The organism is Ensifer sp. ENS09, assembly GCF_014852425.1.
In the GTDB taxonomy this organism is placed as follows: domain Bacteria; phylum Pseudomonadota; class Alphaproteobacteria; order Rhizobiales; family Rhizobiaceae; genus Ensifer.
The window spans coordinates 241,661-260,003 of the sequence record NZ_JACVBP010000001.1; the positions used below are offsets into that span (position 1 = coordinate 241,661).

At 63.3% G+C, this 18,343-nt stretch carries 14 protein-coding genes; 8 read left to right on the forward strand and 6 right to left on the reverse strand.

The features are described from left to right. The 6 genes from IB267_RS01280 (at position 1) to IB267_RS01305 (ending at position 7,157) form a co-directional block, all read left to right on the forward strand. The gene (locus IB267_RS01280; protein ID WP_192446093.1) at positions 1-1,575 is read left to right on the forward strand and encodes an ABC transporter ATP-binding protein; all 1,575 of its coding nucleotides are present in this window, start codon (positions 1-3) and stop codon (positions 1,573-1,575) included. After that, positions 1,565-2,659 carry an ABC transporter permease gene (locus IB267_RS01285; protein WP_060517054.1) on the forward strand — a complete coding sequence of 365 codons (1,095 nt, stop codon included), beginning with the start codon at positions 1,565-1,567 and terminating at the stop codon, positions 2,657-2,659. Before IB267_RS01280 ends, IB267_RS01285 begins: the two co-directional genes overlap by 11 nt. Then, positions 2,659-3,579 carry an ABC transporter permease gene (locus IB267_RS01290; RefSeq protein WP_043620304.1) on the forward strand — a complete coding sequence of 307 codons (921 nt, stop codon included), beginning with the start codon at positions 2,659-2,661 and terminating at the stop codon, positions 3,577-3,579. Before IB267_RS01285 ends, IB267_RS01290 begins: the two co-directional genes overlap by 1 nt. Before the next feature lie 49 nt (positions 3,580-3,628). Then, entirely contained in the window at positions 3,629-4,699 is a 1,071-nt protein-coding gene (locus tag IB267_RS01295) for a BMP family ABC transporter substrate-binding protein (RefSeq protein WP_192446094.1), read from the forward strand. Between the two features lie 219 nt (positions 4,700-4,918). Beyond that, the gene (locus tag IB267_RS01300) at positions 4,919-5,698 is read left to right on the forward strand and encodes a FadR/GntR family transcriptional regulator (protein WP_192446095.1); all 780 of its coding nucleotides are present in this window, start codon (positions 4,919-4,921) and stop codon (positions 5,696-5,698) included. Between the two features lie 166 nt (positions 5,699-5,864). Further along, positions 5,865-7,157: a hemolysin family protein gene (locus IB267_RS01305; protein ID WP_192446096.1), complete on the forward strand. Its 1,293-nt coding sequence runs from the start codon at positions 5,865-5,867 to the stop codon at positions 7,155-7,157. Between the two features lie 161 nt (positions 7,158-7,318). Here IB267_RS01305 and glp read toward each other — a convergent pair whose 3' ends face one another. From glp to IB267_RS01330, 5 genes are read right to left on the reverse strand one after another with little or no spacing between them, the layout of a single operon-like run. Next, a complete protein-coding gene (gene glp, locus IB267_RS01310) occupies positions 7,319-8,530 on the reverse strand; it encodes a gephyrin-like molybdotransferase Glp (RefSeq protein ID WP_192446097.1) in 1,212 nt (403 codons plus the stop codon). Positions 8,531-8,534: 4 nt separating this feature from the next. Continuing rightward, positions 8,535-9,023, reverse strand: a complete 489-nt coding sequence (gene moaC, locus IB267_RS01315) for a cyclic pyranopterin monophosphate synthase MoaC (protein WP_192446098.1) — start codon at positions 9,021-9,023, stop codon at positions 8,535-8,537. Then, positions 9,023-9,838, reverse strand: coding sequence for an indole-3-glycerol phosphate synthase TrpC (gene trpC, locus IB267_RS01320; RefSeq protein WP_192446099.1), 816 nt, complete (start codon positions 9,836-9,838; stop codon positions 9,023-9,025). The genes moaC and trpC overlap by 1 nt, the downstream gene beginning before the upstream one ends. Positions 9,839-9,852: 14 nt before the next feature. After that, positions 9,853-10,866, reverse strand: coding sequence for an anthranilate phosphoribosyltransferase (gene trpD / locus IB267_RS01325; RefSeq protein ID WP_192446100.1), 1,014 nt, complete (start codon positions 10,864-10,866; stop codon positions 9,853-9,855). 17 nt (positions 10,867-10,883) lie between these two features. Then, positions 10,884-12,773 carry a peptidylprolyl isomerase gene (locus tag IB267_RS01330; RefSeq protein WP_043620320.1) on the reverse strand — a complete coding sequence of 630 codons (1,890 nt, stop codon included), beginning with the start codon at positions 12,771-12,773 and terminating at the stop codon, positions 10,884-10,886. Positions 12,774-13,122: 349 nt separating this feature from the next. Between IB267_RS01330 and IB267_RS01335 the strand changes: the two genes are divergently transcribed. Beyond that, a complete protein-coding gene (locus tag IB267_RS01335; RefSeq protein WP_192446101.1) occupies positions 13,123-14,769 on the forward strand; it encodes a Na/Pi cotransporter family protein in 1,647 nt (548 codons plus the stop codon). A 13-nt stretch (positions 14,770-14,782) separates the two neighbouring features. On the opposite strand, the gene IB267_RS01340 is transcribed toward IB267_RS01335, so the two are convergent. Beyond that, positions 14,783-16,543 (reverse strand): hypothetical protein, encoded by a 1,761-nt coding sequence (locus IB267_RS01340; protein WP_192446102.1) that lies wholly within the window; start codon positions 16,541-16,543, stop codon positions 14,783-14,785. 243 nt (positions 16,544-16,786) lie between these two features. On the opposite strand from IB267_RS01340, the gene glmU reads away from it, so the two are divergent. Continuing rightward, on the forward strand, positions 16,787-18,157 hold the full coding sequence (gene glmU / locus IB267_RS01345; protein ID WP_192446103.1) for a bifunctional UDP-N-acetylglucosamine diphosphorylase/glucosamine-1-phosphate N-acetyltransferase GlmU: 1,371 nt from the start codon (positions 16,787-16,789) through the stop codon (positions 18,155-18,157). Positions 18,158-18,343 lie beyond the last annotated feature (186 nt).

Sequence of the window (18,343 nt, forward strand, 5' to 3'; positions counted from 1 at the left end):
GTGCCTGTTGAGGGAGTAGCGGCGAACGGTCATCTATTGGCTGTGAGCAACCTGACGAAATTGTTTGGCAGCTTCGCGGCCTGCAATGGGATCAATCTGCAGATTGAACCGGGCGAAATCCACGCCCTTCTCGGCGAAAACGGCGCCGGAAAATCGACCCTGGTCAAGATGCTGTTCGGCGTATTGTCGCCGACGGCCGGAGAGATACTCTGGCAGGGCCAGAGCGTGCGCATCGCCAATCCCGCGGCTGCGCGCAAGCTCGGCATCGGCATGGTTTTCCAGCATTTTTCGCTGTTCGAGGCACTGACGGTCGCAGAGAATATCGCGCTTTCCATGGATGCGAACATCTCGTTGGCGAGGGTGGCGGAAGAGGCGTCCCGTCTGTCGCACGCCTATGGCCTGCCGCTCGACCCCAAGGCGCATGTGGCGGATCTCTCGGTCGGCGAGCGCCAGCGCATCGAGATCGTGCGCGCGCTCCTGCAGAACCCGCGCCTCATCATCCTTGACGAGCCGACCTCGGTGCTGACGCCGCAGGAAGCCGATCGCCTGTTCGAAACACTCTACAAGCTGAAGGCAGAAGGCCGTTCGGTTCTCTATATCAGTCACCGGCTGGAAGAGGTGCAGCGCATCTGCGACCGCGCAACAGTGTTGCGCCACGGCAAGGTGACCGGCGCCTGCGATCCGAAGACGGAGACCCCCTCGTCGCTGGCGCGCATGATGGTTGGCGGCGACGTCGCGGCGGTGACGGCCGAAGGCACCAGCGCCAAGGGTCAGGTGCAGCTGGAAGCGCGGCACTTGAGCGTGCCGGCGCGCACGCCTTTCGCCGTTTCGCTGAAGAACATCTGTCTCAAGGTGCATGCCGGCGAGGTGCTGGCGATTGCCGGTGTTGCCGGCAACGGCCAGGGCGAACTCTTCGACGCGCTCTCGGGCGAATATCCGGTTGCCGACGACAATGCGGTGCAGATCCGCCAGAAGCCGGTCGGCAACCGTAACATCAACGCCCGCCGGCTGATGGGCGCGGGTTTCGTTCCCGAGGAGCGCCAAGGCCACGCCGCGGTATCGGCGCTGCCGCTCTCGGACAATCTCGTGCTTGCCCGCAGTCGCTCGGACGCAAAGGCGTTCCTCGGCGGCGGCTTCCTCAAGATCATCCGTCGCGATGCGGTGACGAGCGCCACGAAGCGCATCTCCGAGGCGATGGACGTGCGCAAGAGTGGCGAGGATCCGCCGGCCGGCTCGCTTTCCGGCGGCAACCTGCAGAAGTTCATCGTCGGGCGTGAACTCGACCGCCAGCCGAGCGTGCTCGTCGTCAACCAGCCCACCTGGGGCGTCGATGCGGGTGCTGCCAGCCGCATCCGCCAGGCGCTCGTCGATCTCGCCAAGTCCGGATCTGCCGTGCTCGTCATCAGCCAGGATCTCGATGAGATCTTCGAAGTGGCGACGGAGATCGCCGTCATCAGCGACGGAAAGCTCTCCGATCCCTATCCGGCCAAGGAGCTTTCGCGTGAAAAGATTGGCCTGCTAATGGGCGGCATGTACGGCAAGACGGAAGGCACGGAGGCCGCACATGCGCATTGAACTGGAAAAGCGCGCCAAGGTCTCGACGCTGTTTTCGATCCTGTCGCCGTTCATCGCCTTCCTGCTGACGATCGTCTTCGGCGGCATCATGTTCGCGCTGCTCGGCAAGAATCCTGTGATGGCGCTCTACAGCTTCTTCGTCGAGCCGCTGAGCGAGGTCTGGTCGCTGCACGAACTGGCGATCAAGGCGGCCCCGCTGATCCTGATTGCCGTCGGATTGTCGGTCTGCTTCCGTTCCAACAACTGGAACATCGGCGCCGAGGGCCAGTTCATCATGGGCGCGATTGCTGGCTCGATCCTGCCGGTGGTCTTCTACGACTGGCAGTCGCCGCTGGTGCTGCCGCTGATGATGCTGATGGGCATGCTCGGTGGTGCGCTGTTTGCCGCCATCCCCGCCTTCCTCAAAGCGCATATGAACACCAACGAGATCCTGACGAGCCTGATGCTGGTCTATGTCGCCCAGTTGTTCCTCGACTGGCTGGTGCGTGGACCCTGGCGCAATCCGGGCGGCATGAACTTTCCGGAGACGCGCACCTTTGCCGTCGATGCGATCCTGCCGGAAATGCTTGCCTCCGGCCGTACCCACTGGGGCTTCGCCTTCGCCATCATAGCGGCGATCCTCGTCTGGTTCATGATGCGTTACACGCTGAAGGGCTTCGAGATTTCCGTGCTTGGCCAATCGGAGCGGGCAGGGCGCTTTGCCGGTTTCTCCTCGCGTAAGATGATCTGGTTCTCGATGCTGCTTTCCGGCGCCTTTGCCGGCCTGGCCGGCATTTCCGAGGTCAGCGGCGCGATCCAGCAGTTGCGCCCGGTCATCTCGCCCGGCTACGGCTTCACCGCCATCATCGTTGCGTTCCTCGGCCGCCTCAATCCGCTCGGCATCGTCGCCGCTGGCCTGGTGCTGGCGCTCACCTATCTCGGCGGTGAGGCGGCGCAGCTGTCGATCGGCGTGTCCGAAAAAGTCACGCGCGTCTTCCAGGGTCTCCTGCTCTTCTTCGTGCTCTCCTGCGACACGCTCATCCACTATCGCATCAAGCTGGTCTTCGACCGGTTGACCGCGACTAACAGCGAGGGGAGCCGCTGATGGGTATCGTCGAAGCGATCCTTTTGAGCGTCATCACGGCCGCAACGCCCCTGGTGTTGGCCGCAATCGGCGAACTGGTGACCGAACGGTCCGGCGTGCTGAACCTCGGCGTCGAGGGCATGATGATCATGGGGGCGGTCTCCGCCTTCGCAATCACCCAGATCACCGGTTCGCCCTATCTGGGCATGCTTGCAGGCATCGCCTGCGGCGCGCTGTTCTCGCAGCTCTTTGCCTTCCTCACGCTGAGCCTGGTGGCAAACCAGGTGGCGACGGGCCTGGCTTTGACCCTGCTCGGCATCGGCGTCTCCGGCATGATGGGTGAGAGTTTCCTCGGTATGCAGGGCGTCAAGCTTCAGCCGATCGCGATCCCGCTTCTCGCCGATATCCCTTACATTGGGCCGCTGCTCTTCCGGCAGGACATCATCTTCTATCTTTCGATCGCGATCGTCGCAGGCGTTCACTGGTTCCTGTTCAAGAGCCGCGCTGGCCTCAAGCTGCGTGCGGTCGGCGACAGCCACGCCTCAGCACACGCGCTCGGCGTCAACGTCATTCGCACCCGTTATCTCGCCGTGATGTTCGGCGGCGCCTGCGCCGGCCTTGCCGGCGCACAGCTGTCGCTCGTCTACACGCCGCAATGGGTGGAGAACATGTCGGCCGGTCGCGGCTGGATCGCGTTGGCGCTGGTGGTCTTTTCGTCCTGGCGTCCGTGGCGGCTGGTGGCCGGAGGCTATCTCTTCGGCGCGGTTTCGATCAGCCAGTTGCACGCGCAGGCCTTCGGTCTGGGCATTCCCTCGCAGCTCCTTTCGTCGCTGCCCTATGTCGCGACGATCGTCGTCCTCATTCTCATTTCGCATAACCGGCGCATGACCCTGATCAATACGCCGGCATCGCTCGGCAAACCGTTTGTGCCGGACCGGTGATCGCAAGCATTTCATACTGACGTTTCTCAAACCGACAGAGGTCAAGAAAATGAAAAAACTACTGCTCGTTCTCGCAAGCTCCGCGGCCGCGCTCGGCTTTGCCACCGGCGCAAGCGCCCAGGAAAAGGCCAAGGTCTGCTTCGTCTACGTTGGTGCAAAGACCGACGGCGGCTGGACCCAGGCGCACGACATCGGCCGCCAGGAGCTGGAAAAGGCGCTCGGCGACAAGATCGAGACGCAGTATCTGGAAAGCGTGCCGGAAGGCCCGGATGCCGAGCGCGCGATCGAGCGTCTGGCACGCTCGGGCTGCGGCCTGATTTTCACGACGTCCTTCGGCTTCATGGATGCGACGATCAAGATCGCGCAGAAGTTCCCGGACGTGAAGTTCGAGCATGCGACCGGCTACAAAACCGCGCCGAACGTCGCGACCTACAACAGCCGCTTCTATGAAGGCCGCTACATCCAGGGCGTGATCGCCGCCAAGATGTCGCAGAAGGGCGTCGCCGGCTACATCGCTTCCTTCCCGATCCCGGAAGTGGTGATGGGCATCAACTCCTTCGTCATCGGTGCGCGTTCGGTCAACCCGGACTTCAAGATCAAGGTCGTATGGGCCAACACCTGGTTCGACCCAGGCAAGGAAGCCGATGCTGCCAAGGCATTGGTCGACCAGGGCGTGGATATCCTGACGCAGCACACCGACACGACGGCTCCGATGCAGGTTGCCGCCGAGCGTGGCATCAAGGCCTTCGGCCAGGCCTCCGACATGATCAAGGCCGGCCCGGAAACGCAGCTGACGGCGATCGTCGATACCTGGGGCGCTTACTACATCAAGCGCACGCAGGCCTTCCTCGACGGCAAGTGGGAAACGACGTCGAGCTGGGACGGCCTGAAGGATGGCATCCTGACGATGGCGCCCTACACCAACATGCCTGACGATGTGAAGAAGCTCGCGGAAGACGCCGAAGCCAAGATCAAGTCGGGCGAACTGAAGCCCTTCACCGGCCCGCTGAAGAAGCAGGACGGCAGCGAATGGCTCGCAGCCGGCGCGTCGTCGGACGACGGCACGCTGCTCGGCATGAACTTCTACGTCGAAGGTGTCGACGACCAGCTGCCGAAGTAAGCAAGCGTCTACGAAACACAATGCAAACCCCGCCATTTCGGCGGGGTTTGTCGTTGGGAGATCGCGTAAGGGTTGCTTGTCCGTTCGGCGGTGCGCGGTTTACGGTTTTGCACCCGCCCTGGGGCTTTCCGGAATCGACCGTTCAAACTACATTCATTTGCACAGGTTTAGGGGTGACCTCCGTGCTTCGCACGAAGGCGTTGTGGCGCAGCGCGCCGTATGAAGTCAGGCAGGGGAGTGCCTGGAGGAGATGGATTGAACAGGAGTGTGCTGGAAACCGTTGTGTCCGGCTCGCGCAAGCGCACGAGCCACGCACATGTTGTCGATCAACTCGGCAAGGCTATCATATCCGGCGAATTTCCAGTCGGCTCCATTCTTCCGGGTGACCCGGAACTCGCGGCCCGTTTCAAGGTGTCGCGAACCGTTCTGCGCGAAGCGATGAAGACGCTCGCCGCCAAGGGGCTGGTCGTGCCGCGGGCGCGAATCGGCACCCGCGTGACGCCCCGCAACGACTGGAACCTGTTCGACAACGATATCCTGACCTGGCATTTCGAGTGCGGTGTCGACGAAGAGTTCCTCTATCACCTCAGCGAGGTGCGCCTGGCCTTCGAGCCGCATGCCGCCGCGCTCGCGGCGCGAAACGCGTCGGAGGCCGAAATCAGCCGCATGATGCGGCTCGCGGTTGCGATGGGCGAGGAAGGCCACAGTGCCGAGAGCCTCGCCGGCGCTGACCTGAAATTCCACCTTGCTGTCGCCGAGGCCTCCGGCAACCCCTTCATGCGCACGGTCGGCGGGCTGATCGAAGCGGCGCTGGTCGGTGTCTTCAAGCTGAGCTCCCCGGTCGCCGAAAAGGGCGGTATAGACGAAGTCGCCCGCAACCATATTCGGATCGTCGAGGAAATCGGCAGGCGTGACGAGGTCGGCGCGCGCCTTGCGATGGAAAACGTGATCAAGATCGGACGCGAGCGCGTTCACAGCGCCCTGCACAGCCGCAGTTGATGCTGCCTGCGGTCGAGATTGTTCAACAAAACAGCGCTCGACCCTTCCAATGTTCAGAAGATTGCAGCGATTTCATTGCTTGTGCTTGCTCGGATCGCGCGCTGGCCTTATTTGGTGAAGGCTCGCTCCTTGCGGAGCGACTTTCGTCAACGGTGACCTGGAGACCATGTCCGAGTTTTTTGTCATTTTCGTCCTGCTTTTGATCAATGCATTTTTTGCTCTCTCGGAAATGGCAATCGTCTCGGCAAGCAAGCCCATGCTTCGCCAGATGGCAAAACAGGGAAATGCCCGCGCCGAGGTGGCGCTGCGCCTTGCTGAAGACCCCGGCAAGTTTCTTTCCACGGTTCAGGTCGGCATCACGCTCGTCGGCACCTTGGCCGGCGCCTACGGCGGCGCGACCATCGCTGCGAAGTTTGCGCCGCTGCTCGATGAGATCGCCTGGATCAATCCTTACGGCAACACGGTTGCCCTCGTGCTTGTCGTTACCCTCATCACCTTCCTGTCGGTGGTTATCGGCGAACTTATCCCGAAGCAGCTGGCGCTGAAGAATTCCGAGGTGCTGGCGATGTTCGTCGCGCGCCCGATGCATCTGTTGTCACGGATCGCAGCGCCGGTCGTCTACCTCTTCGAGACGGCGGCATCGCTCGCCATGCGTCTTCTCGGCATCCGCCCCGACGATCCGGATCATGTGACGGAAGAGGAAGTCCACGCGATCATGGCCGAAGGCGTCGAAAGCGGCGCGATCGAAAAGTCGGAGCACGAGATGCTTCGGCGAATCATCCGCCTCGGCGACCGCAACGTGAAGTCGATCATGACCCACCGCACCGAGGTGAGCTTTATCGACGTCAACGACAGCCTCGAAACGGTTGGCCGCAAGATCGATCAGTTCGGCCATTCCCGCTACCCGGTGGTTGACGGTCCAAGCGGCGACGTTCTCGGCGCGGTTCTGGCAAAGGAAATTCTAAACGCTCCGACCTCCGGACCGTTCGATGTCCGCAGGTACATCAAGGAAATCCACACATTGCCGGAGACGGCGTCGTGCCTGAAGGCACTGGAAGCCTTCAAGTCGTCGAGCATCAACATGGCAATGATCGTCGACGAGTACGGAAGCACCGAGGGTATCATCACCATCGCCGATATTCTCGAAGCGATCGTTGGCGTCTTGCCGTCGAACTACGACGACATCGAGCATGCCCTGATCCGCCAGCGCGAAGACGGAAGCTACCTTGTCGACGGCCGCACGCCGATCGACGAAATCCACCTGACAATCGGCATCGAAGGCATCGACGCCGATGGCAATTTCGAGACCATTGCCGGCTTCCTCGTCCAGCAACTGCGCAAGACGCCGGAAGAGGGCGATGTCGCGATTGCCCATGGCTACCGCTTTGAAGTGGTCGACATGGACGCGCGCCGTATCGACAAGATCCTGGTCAGCCGCTCGGATGAGACGGTCAATTGATTCGCATCCCGGCCTGATGCTGTAAAACAGTGACAGCGCCACGCTGACATGGCGCTCTATGACGAAGCCACGTGATCATCGCCGAGATCGAACGGGAACAAAGGTCGGGTTCTGCCCGGCCTTTTGCTTTTGCGGGCCCAGATGGCTCGCGCTTGGTTTGTTCAGCGAATCCTGAGAATGTCGCAGGTCGTGCCCGCGGGCGCCTCGGCCGCGTGCGGCGGCCGCACGATCAGGCAATCGGACTGCGCGAAAACCTTCATCATCGACGAGTCCTGCCGCGAGAAGGGATGGGCAAGCAATGCGCCGTCGCTGTCCCTCGTCAGGCGCGCGCGCACATAGTCCTGCCTGACATCGTTACCCGGAAGCGGGTTTGCAAGCCGCGCGGTCGTCAATCGGTCGCGCGATGGCAAGCGGGCGAGCTTACGGGTCAGCGGCTCTAGGAAGAGCAGGGCACAGACGAGGCTGGAGACCGGATTGCCCGGTAGGCCGAGCACCGTGGTCTTTCCGAGTTGTCCCACCATGAGCGGCTTTCCCGGCCGCATGGCGATGCGCCAGAAGTCGAGCGTCATGCCGCAGGCAATGAGCGTCGACTGCACCAGGTCATGGTCGCCGACAGAAGCGCCGCCGAGCGTGACGATTACGTCGACATCGGCGTCCTGAGCTCGCCTGATCTCCGCACTGATCGCGTCCCGATCGTCGCGGACGATCCCGAGATCGATGACCTCCGCGCCGTTGTCGCGCGCGATCGTCGCGACTCCGAAGCTGTTGGAGGCGATGATCTGATCGTCGCCCGGCTTGCTGCCCGGAGCCACCAGCTCGTCGCCCGTCGCCAGGATGGCGATCCGCGGGCGTTTGAAGACCGGCAGGCTGGCATGGTTCATCCCGGCAGCGAGCGTCAAGCGCCCGGCATCGAGCACGTCGCCCGCCGAAAGTCCCGCTTCGCCGGCGATAAAGTCCTGGCCTGCGGTTCGGATATGTCGCCCCTTGCCGGGCACGAATGTGGTGCGGATCCGGTTGCCCGGCAACCGCTCGGTATCTTCCTGGATGATCACCGTATCGGCGCCCGATGGCACTGGCGCACCGGTGAAGATGCGCACGGCTTCGCCCGCCTTCATCTCGCCCTTGAAGCCGTGGCCTGCCGCCGATTGGCCGATCACGGTCAGTTCGGAGCCGATGGTCTCGATGTCCCGGTGGCGCACGGCGTAGCCGTCCATCGCCGAATTGTCGAAGGCCGGGTGGGTGACGCGCGCCGGAATATCTTGAGACAGCACGCGGGCAAGCCCGTCATGAAGGCCGACGAGTTCCGTCAATTGCGGTGGCGTGGCGCCGTGGAGGATTCGCTCGAGCGCGTCTTCGACGGACAGCAACGCCATGGCCTCAGTTCCCTTCGCGTCGGTAGTCGCCGGATCGTCCGCCGGACTTGCTTACCAGCTGGATGCCGCCGATTTCCATCTCGCGATCCGCGGCTTTCGCCATGTCGTAGATGGTGAGGCAGGCGACGCTGACAGCCGTCAGTGCTTCCATTTCGACGCCGGTGCGCCCCGTCAGCTTGGCAAGCGCCTCGACCCGAAGGCCAGGAAGCGTCGGATCCGGCGTGATGTCGACGGTGACCTTGGTCAGCATCAGCGGGTGGCAGAGTGGAATGAGGTTGGCGGTCTGCTTGGCAGCCATGATGCCCGCCAGCCGCGCCGTGCCGATGACGTCGCCCTTCTTGGCGTCGCCTTCAAGAATGAGCGTCAGCGTTTCCGCCTTCATCCGCACATGGCCCTCGGCGACGGCGATGCGCACCGTCTCGGTCTTGTCGCCGACATCCACCATGTTCGCTTCGCCGCTGCCACCGATATGCGTGAGCGTCGGCTTGCTCATCACTCGGCCGCCAGCGTGGTCGCAACGCCCGTCAGAAGTGCGCGTGTTGCTGATTCGACGTCACTCTTGCGCATCAGGCTCTCGCCGACGAGGAAGGTCGTGATGCCGCTCTTTTCCAGCCGCTGGCAATCCGCATGCGTGAAGATGCCGCTTTCGCCGACGAGCAGACGGTCGGCAGGCACCATGCCCGCAAGCTGCTCGGAAACAGCGAGATCGACCTCGAAGGTCCTGAGGTTGCGGTTGTTGATGCCAACGAGCGGCGAGGCGAGCTTCAGCGCCCGTTCCATCTCTTCGGCGTCATGCACCTCGATCAGCACGTCCATGCCGAGTTCGAAAGATGCTTCTTCAAGGCGGCGGGCGTCGTCGTCGCTGAGCGAAGCCATGATCAGAAGGATGCAGTCGGCGCCCCAGGCACGTGCCTCGAACACCTGGTAGGTGTCGAACATGAAGTCCTTGCGCAGCGCCGGCAGGGCGCAGGCCGCGCGCGCCGCTTCGAGAAAGGCAGGCGCGCCCTGAAAGCTCGGGGCGTCCGTCAGCACGGACAGGCAGGCCGCGCCACCGGCCTCATAGGCCTTGGCGAGTGCCGGCGGATCGAAATCCGGGCGGATCAGCCCCTTCGACGGGCTTGCCTTCTTGATTTCGGCGATCAGTCCAAACGTGCCGGCGGCCTTGCGTGCGGCGAGCGCCGCATGGAAGCCGCGCGGGGCGGACTGGTCAGCGATGCGCGCCTTGAGCTCGTCGAGCGCGACGTGCGACTTGGCGGCGGCGATCTCGTCGCGCTTGTAGGCTTCGATCTTGCGCAGGATATCCGTCATGTGCCGATCCTTCCTCAGGCCGCGTTCGAAACGCTGATCAGGCGCTGCAGGGCGGTCTTCGCGCCGCCGCTTGAAAGCGACTGGCGCGCGAGCGCCATGCCTTCGGTGAGGTCCTTTGCCCGTCCGGCTATCATCAGCGATGCGGCCGCATTGGCAAGGGAAATGTCCCGATAGGGGTTCTCGGCACCGTCGAGCACCGCCTGGAGCGCGACCGCATTGTGCGCACCGTCGCCGCCCTTGAGCGCATCGATCGTCACCGTCGGAAGCCCGAAATCCGCCGGCGTCAGCGTGAAGGTCGAAATCTTGCCGTCCTTGAGTTCGGCGACCTCGGTCGTGCCAGTGGTGGTGATCTCGTCGAGGCCGTCGCCGTGAACGACCCAGACATTGTCCGAGCCGAGATCGCGCAGCACTTCGGCGAGCGGCTGCACCCACTGCGGCGCGTAGACGCCGACGAGCTGGCGCTTGACGCCTGCGGGGTTCGAGAGCGGACCGAGCAGGTTGAAGATCGTACGCGTTCCAAGCTCCACCCGCGTCGGGCCGACATGGCGCATGGCGGAATGGTGTTGCTGGGCGAACATGAAGCCGACACCGGCCTCGCGGATGCATTTCGAGATCGCTTCCGGACCGATGTCGAGCTTGACGCCGAGGCAGGAGAGCGCGTCGGCCGTGCCCGACTTCGAGCTCAGCGCGCGGTTGCCGTGCTTGGCAACCGGCACGCCCGCGCCGGCGACGATCAGCGATGCAAGCGTCGAGATGTTGTAGGTGCCGGCGCCGTCGCCGCCGGTACCAACGATATCGACCGCGTCCGCCGGGGCATCGACCGGCAGCATGCGGGCGCGCATCGCGCCTACCGCGCCGACGATTTCATCGACGGTTTCGCCGCGCACCCGCAATGCCATCAGGAAGCCGCCGATCTGCGACGGCGTTGCGGCACCCGACATGATGATTTCGAAGGCGGCACGTGCGTCTTCGCGGTTCAGCGCCTCGCGGGCGGCGACCTTGGCGACGAATGGCTTCAGATCACTCATCCATGGTTTCCTTGGGCCTATCGTTGCGCAATGGCGGTTTCAGCGAGCGTCTGGTTGATCGAAACGCCGTAGGCGGCCTGCAGCGTGGCGACCATCTGGTCCAGGATGTCCTCGCCGCTGACGCGGGCGAGGGCCTCGATCTGGCGGCTGTCGTCCTGCAGCACGTCTGCCGGGCCGGCGGTGTCGACCGAGGTGACCTGCAGAAGGATCTGACCTTCGCCGCCGATGCCGGGAGCATTGGTGACAAAGCCGTTCGCGCCGGAGAAGGCGGCGGCGACGGCCGCCGGGCTGAGAGCGACGTCCGCGGTTGCGCGCGTCAGGCCTGCCTTGGTTTCGACGACGAGGCCGAGTTCGGTCGCGACGTCGGCGAGCTTTGCGCCCTGTTCGACGCGCTGCTTCAGTTCACCGGCCTTCTTGGCCAGGGCTGCACGCTGCTGCTCGGCCATCCAGTCGGCGCCGATTTCGTCGCGGGCTTCGTCCATCGTGCGATCGCGCGCTGGAATGACTTCATCGAGGTCGAACCAGACGTAACCTTCGCGGCCGACATTCACCGGCAGGGTTTCGGCGCCGACGTCGGCCTTGAAGACTTCCTGGAGAAGAGCTGCCTGTTCCGGCAGGCCGACGACGTCATCGCCGTTCTTGTCCTTGCCGGTCGCGTCCACCGCATCGACGGTTACGAACTTCAGCTTGAGCTGGTCGGCGACTTCCTTGATCGGCGCGCCGGAAGCGCGCTCGTCTTCGATCTTGTCATGCAGGCGCATGACTTCCTCGCCCGCCGTGGACAGGGCGATGTCCTTGCGCAGTTCTTCCTTCACTTCGTCGAGGCTGCGGACGGTTTCCGGGCGAATGTTCGTCACGCGCAGGATGACGGGACCGAAGGCACCGTCGACAACCGGGGTCACGCCGTCGGCCTGCAGCGCAAAAGCGGCTTCGCCGATCTTGGCGTCGGGAACGCGATCCTTGGTGAATTCGCCGAGAAGTACGTCGGCGGAGGACTTGCCTTCGGCCTTCACGAGATCGTCGAAGCTGGTTCCGGCAGCAAGCTTTGCCGACGCTGCGTCTGCGGCTTCACGCGAGGTGAAGGAGAGCTGTTCGATGGTCCGCGCGGCAGCGCTGCGGAAGCTTTCCTTGCGGCGTTCGTATTCGGCGCGGATCTCGTCGTCGGTCACAACGGTCGGATCGGCGACGTCGGTCGGCTCGAGCTTCACGTAGGTGATCTTGCGATACTCCGGCGCGCGGTAGTTCGCCTTGCGGCTGTCGTACCAGGGAGAAAGCACGTCGTCGCCGGGCACCTTGACGGGATCGATGTTGGCATTCGAGAGCAGCAGGTAATCGATCGTGCGCTTCTCGTGCCGGTAGGCGCCGATCGCGTCGGTGAGAACCTTCGGAGCGACATAGCCATCCGACAGCGCGTCGACGATCTGCGAGCGGATCGCGGTCTGGCTCTGGCTGTTGATGTAATCCTGTTCGCGCAGGCCCGCATTGCGCAGCACGCTCGTGAACGTCATTCGGTCGAACTGGCCGTTGACGCTGTGGAATGCCGGATCGTCGGCGATGAGCTTTGCGAGCCGATCCTGCGACAGGCCGAGATTCATGTCGTTGGCGAGCTGGTCGAGAGCGGCGCCGGCGACGATCTGCGAATAGACCCGCTGTTCGATGCCGAAAGCGCGCGCCTGCTGCGGCGTCAGCCGCGTGCCGAGCTGGCGGGAGGCTTGTGCCAGCATGGTCTCGTAGGCGAGCCGGAACTCCGGGGGCTTGACCTTGACGTCACCGACGACGACCACCGCGTCCGACTGGTTGGTCATCGTCAGCGACGAGCCGCCCCACACCATGAACGACAGAACGAGAACGATTAGCAGGCCTTTGACGACCCAGGTCTGGGCGGCGCTTCTCAGAAATTCGAGCATGGGGGCAGAAACCTCGTTGCAATGCGGTGGCCATCGGCCAAACGAGATCGTTCCTTAAAACAAACGAAACAGGAAATGAAGGGTTGTTTGCCGCAAATTGCGCGCGCTCACGGGATCGTTGATCCCGGTGGTGCACCTGTTTTTTCGGTGCCCGCCGCGACACGATCACGGCAAGCGAGGACCTTGCGAAACGCGTGCGCCTTACGGGCCGGCGCGAACGTTGAAGTTGATGTCGGATTCATTAGCCGGCAACCGAAAAATATCTGTCGCATTGGCTCGAACATGCCGCTGTTCTGTGGTTCTGTTGCAGGGGCGGAGCGATTCTCTCGAGCTTCCGCGGGAAGATTCCATGCAGTCGACAATCGTGATGGTAAACCTGTTTGGAGCAGTGGCGCTGCTTCTCTTCGGCCTGTCCCTGGTCAAGGACGGGGTGACCCGTGCCTTCGGGGCGCGGTTGCGCGCCGGCCTCGCTCAGGGAACCGACGGCTCTCTCCGTTCCTTCGTGACCGGACTTGTCGCAACGCTTGCGCTGCAAAGTTCCACGGCGACGGCACTGATGACGGCATCCTTCGTAGAGAAGGGGCTTATCCGTTCGCGCATGGCGCAGATCGTCCTGCTAGGCGCCAATCTCGGCACCGCCATGACCGCCTGGATCGTGGCGACCGGCATCGAGTGGCTGTCGCCGCTTGTCATTCTCATCGGCGTGGTCTTGCACCGCGCCAGCCGGTCGAACGCCCGCCAGGGCCTGGGTGCTGCCTTCGTCGGGATCGGCCTCATGCTTCTGTCGCTGCAACTCTTGGGCGCGGCGACGGAGCCGATGCGCGACAGTCCGGCCCTCGGGGCGTTCCTGTCGATGCTCGATAGCGCCTGGCCGGTGGCGCTGCTCATTTCCGCGGGACTTGCCTTTGCGTCGTCGTCGAGCCTCGCTGTGGTGATGCTGGTGCTGTCGCTCTCGACGACAGGCATCCTCAGCGTCGGGCTGACCGTGGCACTCGTGCTTGGCGCCAACCTTGGTGGCGCTGTTCCGCCCGTCATGGCGACGCTCGGTTCCGCGCCGTCGGCGCGCCGCGTCACCATCGGCAACCTCGTCGTTCGTGCCATTGGCTGCCTAATCGCGCTGCCGTTGACAGGCATGAGCGTGGAGTTTCTGCAGAGCCTGCCGCTGCCGCGCCAGAACCTGCCGGTCGACATTCACCTGGCCTTCAACCTTGCGGTCGCCATTCTTGCCTGGCCCTTCGCCGGATTGCTGTCGCAGCTGATGGCCCGGTTCATTCCGGATGGAGAAGCGGAGGAAACCGGCCCGCGCTATCTCGACGAGGGCACGCTGAATACGCCTGTCATGGCGCTTTCGGGCGCCACTCGCGAGGTCTTGCGCGTCGGCGACCTGGTCGAGGCGATGTTGATGCGCGCCGCGAACGCCTTCAACAACAACGATCTTTCGGACATCCGCGATATCGGCAAGTTCGAAAAACAGGTCGATCAGCTGCAGCAGGAGGTGAAGATCTTCCTGTCGCGATTGGGCCGCGATGGCCTGAGCGCCGACGACGGCCGCCGCTCGATCGTCATCATCGACTACGCCATCAATCTCGAACATATGGGCGACATCATCGAGAAGGGGCTGTGCGAGCAGATCGCCAAGAAGGTCAGCAACGGCCTGAAGTTCTCGGAGGAGGGCTATCAGGAGCTGAAGAGCCTCTTCAATCTGACCATCGACAATCTGCGTGTCGCGCAGACCATATTCGTCACCCGCAACGCCGATCTCGCAAAGCAGCTCATCGAGGTGAAGGTCAACGTTCGCCACATGGAAAAACGCTCCGCCGAGCGCCATATCGAGCGGTTACGCGACGGACTGGTCCAGAGCCTGCAGACGAGCTCCCTGCATCTCGACATGCTCAGGGATCTGAAGCGCGTCAACGCGCATATCGCTTCCGTCGCCTATCCCATCCTTGAGGAAAACGGGCTGCTCAGCGAGAGCCGCTTGCGGCCGGGCGCTTAGTCATCGGCGTCCGTCAGCCGCCGACGTTGGCCGCAGGCTTCAGGCCGTTGCGGACAAAGGCGTCGTAGCAGCGTGTCAGCGTGATCCGGCTGTGTCCCGTCTCGAGGCTCGGCAGATAGAGCGACAGCAGCGTCCGGTTGACGTTGGTCACCGGGCAGGTCGGTACCAGCGCGATGTCGACAGCAGCGATGGCGGCGCGAACATCTTCGTCCGGCGGCGGAATGGCGCGGAACGGATCCGCGCCGATCGCGACATGCCGAGGCGCGCTGCGGTCCATCAGCCACGGAAAGGGATTGGTGAAGTCGACGTTGAAGATCGTCTCGAAGCGCACGCGGTTTGAAGCTTCGTAGGCCCTGAGCGCATCGACCGCGTCGTCGACATTCATCAGCCATGCCGCCTGAAAATCGAAATCGCTATAGAGGAGGAACGACGGCAATTCGCCGGCCTTGGCGAAGGCGTCGAAAGCGGAGCGCTCGGTCGCGTAGAGGGTGCGCAGGCGCTCGGCGCGCAGTGCCAGTATGGGCCGCACATTGACGGCGCCCATGGTTTTGAGGTTGCGGCTTTCCAGCGGCACGTTGTTGACGGCCCCGATCCAGGCGCGGGCGCTCTTTTGCGCGACGGCCGTGACCGGCGGCAAGGCTGCCGCCAAGGCAAGAATGGCGACGGCGATTGCGGTGGATCTTGTTTTGGCGGTCGCGACCTCGTCGATCGCAAGCTTGAGGAGCAGCGGCAACAGGAAAATGAACGCCTGACTGCCGGTGTTCTGGCTCTCAAAGACGATGCCGGCAACAACGAAGGCCGCCAGCCAGAGAAACGGCTTGTCGAACGTCCTGCCAATCGCCGTCATTGACGGACTTCTCGCAAGTTGGCGTAGCGACTGGGCGAAGGACGAAAGGTGGCTTCCGAAAAGCACCAGGCAAAGCAGTCCGGCCGGGATCAAAAGGCCGGCATTGAGCGAGGCGGCCTGCAGCAGGCGCGGCAGCAAGCTGCCGTCATTGACGGAAAGCAGCGCCAGGATATCCGAAAGATAGGCGGAGACGCCGCTGAAGGCGACTTCGACGGTGGCGAGGACAGCAATGACCACAAGCCCGGCTGTAATAGCCGAGCGGAACGGCAGGCGTCCTGCAGCAAAGGCCATGAGGCACATGAGCGTGCCGGCAACCGCGCCGGTGATCTTGACGAAGAAGAGTGCCGCCATGGCGCCGGCGACCGTTGCGACGAGCAGCCGGCGATCGCGCACATGGATGAGTGCGGCTGCAAGCACATAGAGAAGCTGGCAGACCTGGCGGTTGTAGATGCCGAAACCGTCGGAGCCGGGGTAGGGGTAGAAGTCGCCGGTGTTGAACGGCAGCACCGAAAACACCAGGAACGGCAGCAGGATCGCATAGGCAAGTGCCGTCGAACGCTTCTGGACATCGACGACCACCAGCGCGATCAGCGGTCCCGTGGCGAGAAGCAGGCACCAGCTTGCCAGGAGCAGCGGCTGGCCGTTCGGAAAGATGCCCTGCAGGCCGGTGAAGAGATAGTAGCCGAGGGCGCCGACGGGGGTGAAGAAATCGACTGACGGGATCTGGCCGTCGCGGATGCGGTTGGCAGCATCGAGATAGAGATAGTGGTCCCAGAACATCGGGCCGATCGGCTGCGGGATCGTGAAGCTCACCAGAACCGCGAGTACGCCAAGTACAAGGGCCAGCAGCAGAAGCGGAGATCGGGCGAGAAGAACAACCGCGCCGGTAGGCTTTGCCGGTGTGTCGATGTCAGTGCGGCTGTGCATTGCGGCTTGATCCCCCGAAGGAGCGATGCACCCGCACGGTTTTGCTGACACAGGCTCCGCGCCTTCTTATGCCATCATCCGGTTTTAAGCCGGTTAATGCGACGTGATTGTGAGAATTATGCTTCTCGCAATATGTTGCTGCTAGCACCGCGCCGAATCGAACGGCGATTTTGTACTTGAGCCGATTCCAATCTAAGGAATTGCGCAGAGGGCGTGAGCCTGGAAGAGACCAAGGAGAGATATATGGAACGGACGTGCCTGGCCATCGTTTTGGCTGCGGGTGAAAGCACGCGGATGAAATCGTCCATGTCGAAGGTGCTGCATCCGGTGGCCGGCCGGCCGATGATCGCCCACGTCGTCGAGGCGCTCGCAAATGCTTCCATCTCCGATATCGCTCTCGTCGTCGGCCGAGACGCCGACGCGGTCTCGGCTGCCGCCGACATCGGTGGCGTTTCGGTTTCCTCCTATCTGCAGAAGGAACGGCTCGGCACCGGTCACGCGGTGCTTGCGGCCCGCGATGCCATCGCAAAGGGTTACGACGACATTCTCGTCGTCTTCGGCGATACACCGCTGATCAAGCCGGAGCCGCTTCGAGCCGCCCGCGAGGGACTTGCGGCCGGCAATGAGGTGGTGGTGATCGGCTTCGAGGCGGCAGACCCGTCGGGCTATGGCCGCCTGATCGTCAAGGACGGTGCGCTGCTTGCCATTCGCGAGCACAAGGACGCAACGGAAGAAGAGCGCCGCATCACCTATTGCAACGGCGGCCTGATGGCGATCGACGGTCGCAAGGCGCTCGACCTTCTCGGCCGCATCGGCAACGCAAACGTCAAGGGCGAATACTACCTGACCGACCTGGTCGAGATCGTTCGCGAGATCGGCGGGCAGGCGATTGCCGTCGAGGCCCCCGAAGAGGAGCTGACCGGCTGCAACACGCGCGCCGAACTCGCCTTCATCGAGCGCCTTTGGCAGCAGCGTCGTCGTCACGAGCTGATGCTGTCGGGCGTATCGATGATCGCGCCGGAAACCGTATTTCTCGCCTGGGATACCGTGCTGGAGCAGGATGTCCTGGTCGAGCCGAACGTCGTCTTCGGCCCGGGCGTGCGCGTCGAAAGCGACGCGATCATTCACGCCTTTTCGCATGTCGAGGGTGCGACGGTGCGCGCCGGTGCGACGGTCGGCCCTTATGCACGCCTACGCCCGGGTGCCGATCTCGGTGAAAAGTCCAAGGTCGGCAATTTCTGCGAGGTCAAGAAGGCGGAGATCGGCGCCGGCGCCAAGGTCAATCACCTGACCTATATCGGCGATGCCTTCGTCGGCGCGGGCACCAACATCGGCGCTGGCACGATCACCTGCAACTATGATGGCGTGAACAAGCACGAGACGCGGATCGGCGAAAATGCCTTCATCGGCTCGAATTCGTCGCTGGTTGCGCCGGTTACGATCGGTGACGGCGCGCTGGTTGCTTCCGGCAGTGTGATCACTGAGGACGTGCCGGCCGACGCCGTCGCCTTCGGCCGCGCGCGCCAGGAGATCAAGCCCGGCCGGGCACGGCTGCTGCGTGAGCGCTACCAGGCGGTGAAGGCGGCCAAGAAGGCGGCGAAGGCTGACAGCTAGGCCTATGATGCCCGCGCGCTGACGCGTGCGGGCGCCGAGCACTTCGGATTGTCGCACGCTCCTTGGATCGGGTTGGATTCGCGGGAACATGCGGCGGCGTTAAACATTGAAATCGAAAGTGAAATCGGGGCGGATTGCCTCGATCCGCAAATGCTTTACCAAGGCAGCGCGCCGGGCGGCATCTTT

What these genes read in the sequence shown, in the direction of transcription:
- moaC (WP_192446098.1), bottom strand. Translation starts at nt 9,023, where the DNA reads ATGAGCAAGCCGACGCTCACGCATATCGGTGGCAGCGGCGAAGCGAAC.
- IB267_RS01335 (WP_192446101.1), top strand. Translation starts at nt 13,123, where the DNA reads ATGCAGTCGACAATCGTGATGGTAAACCTGTTTGGAGCAGTGGCGCTG.
- IB267_RS01285 (WP_060517054.1), top strand. Translation starts at nt 1,565, where the DNA reads ATGCGCATTGAACTGGAAAAGCGCGCCAAGGTCTCGACGCTGTTTTCG.
- IB267_RS01300 (WP_192446095.1), top strand. Translation starts at nt 4,919, where the DNA reads ATGAAGTCAGGCAGGGGAGTGCCTGGAGGAGATGGATTGAACAGGAGT.
- IB267_RS01330 (WP_043620320.1), bottom strand. Translation starts at nt 12,773, where the DNA reads ATGCTCGAATTTCTGAGAAGCGCCGCCCAGACCTGGGTCGTCAAAGGC.
- IB267_RS01305 (WP_192446096.1), top strand. Translation starts at nt 5,865, where the DNA reads ATGTCCGAGTTTTTTGTCATTTTCGTCCTGCTTTTGATCAATGCATTT.
- glp (WP_192446097.1), bottom strand. Translation starts at nt 8,530, where the DNA reads ATGGCGTTGCTGTCCGTCGAAGACGCGCTCGAGCGAATCCTCCACGGC.
- IB267_RS01290 (WP_043620304.1), top strand. Translation starts at nt 2,659, where the DNA reads ATGGGTATCGTCGAAGCGATCCTTTTGAGCGTCATCACGGCCGCAACG.
- IB267_RS01340 (WP_192446102.1), bottom strand. Translation starts at nt 16,543, where the DNA reads ATGCACAGCCGCACTGACATCGACACACCGGCAAAGCCTACCGGCGCG.
- IB267_RS01295 (WP_192446094.1), top strand. Translation starts at nt 3,629, where the DNA reads ATGAAAAAACTACTGCTCGTTCTCGCAAGCTCCGCGGCCGCGCTCGGC.
- trpC (WP_192446099.1), bottom strand. Translation starts at nt 9,838, where the DNA reads ATGACGGATATCCTGCGCAAGATCGAAGCCTACAAGCGCGACGAGATC.
- trpD (WP_192446100.1), bottom strand. Translation starts at nt 10,866, where the DNA reads ATGAGTGATCTGAAGCCATTCGTCGCCAAGGTCGCCGCCCGCGAGGCG.
- glmU (WP_192446103.1), top strand. Translation starts at nt 16,787, where the DNA reads ATGGAACGGACGTGCCTGGCCATCGTTTTGGCTGCGGGTGAAAGCACG.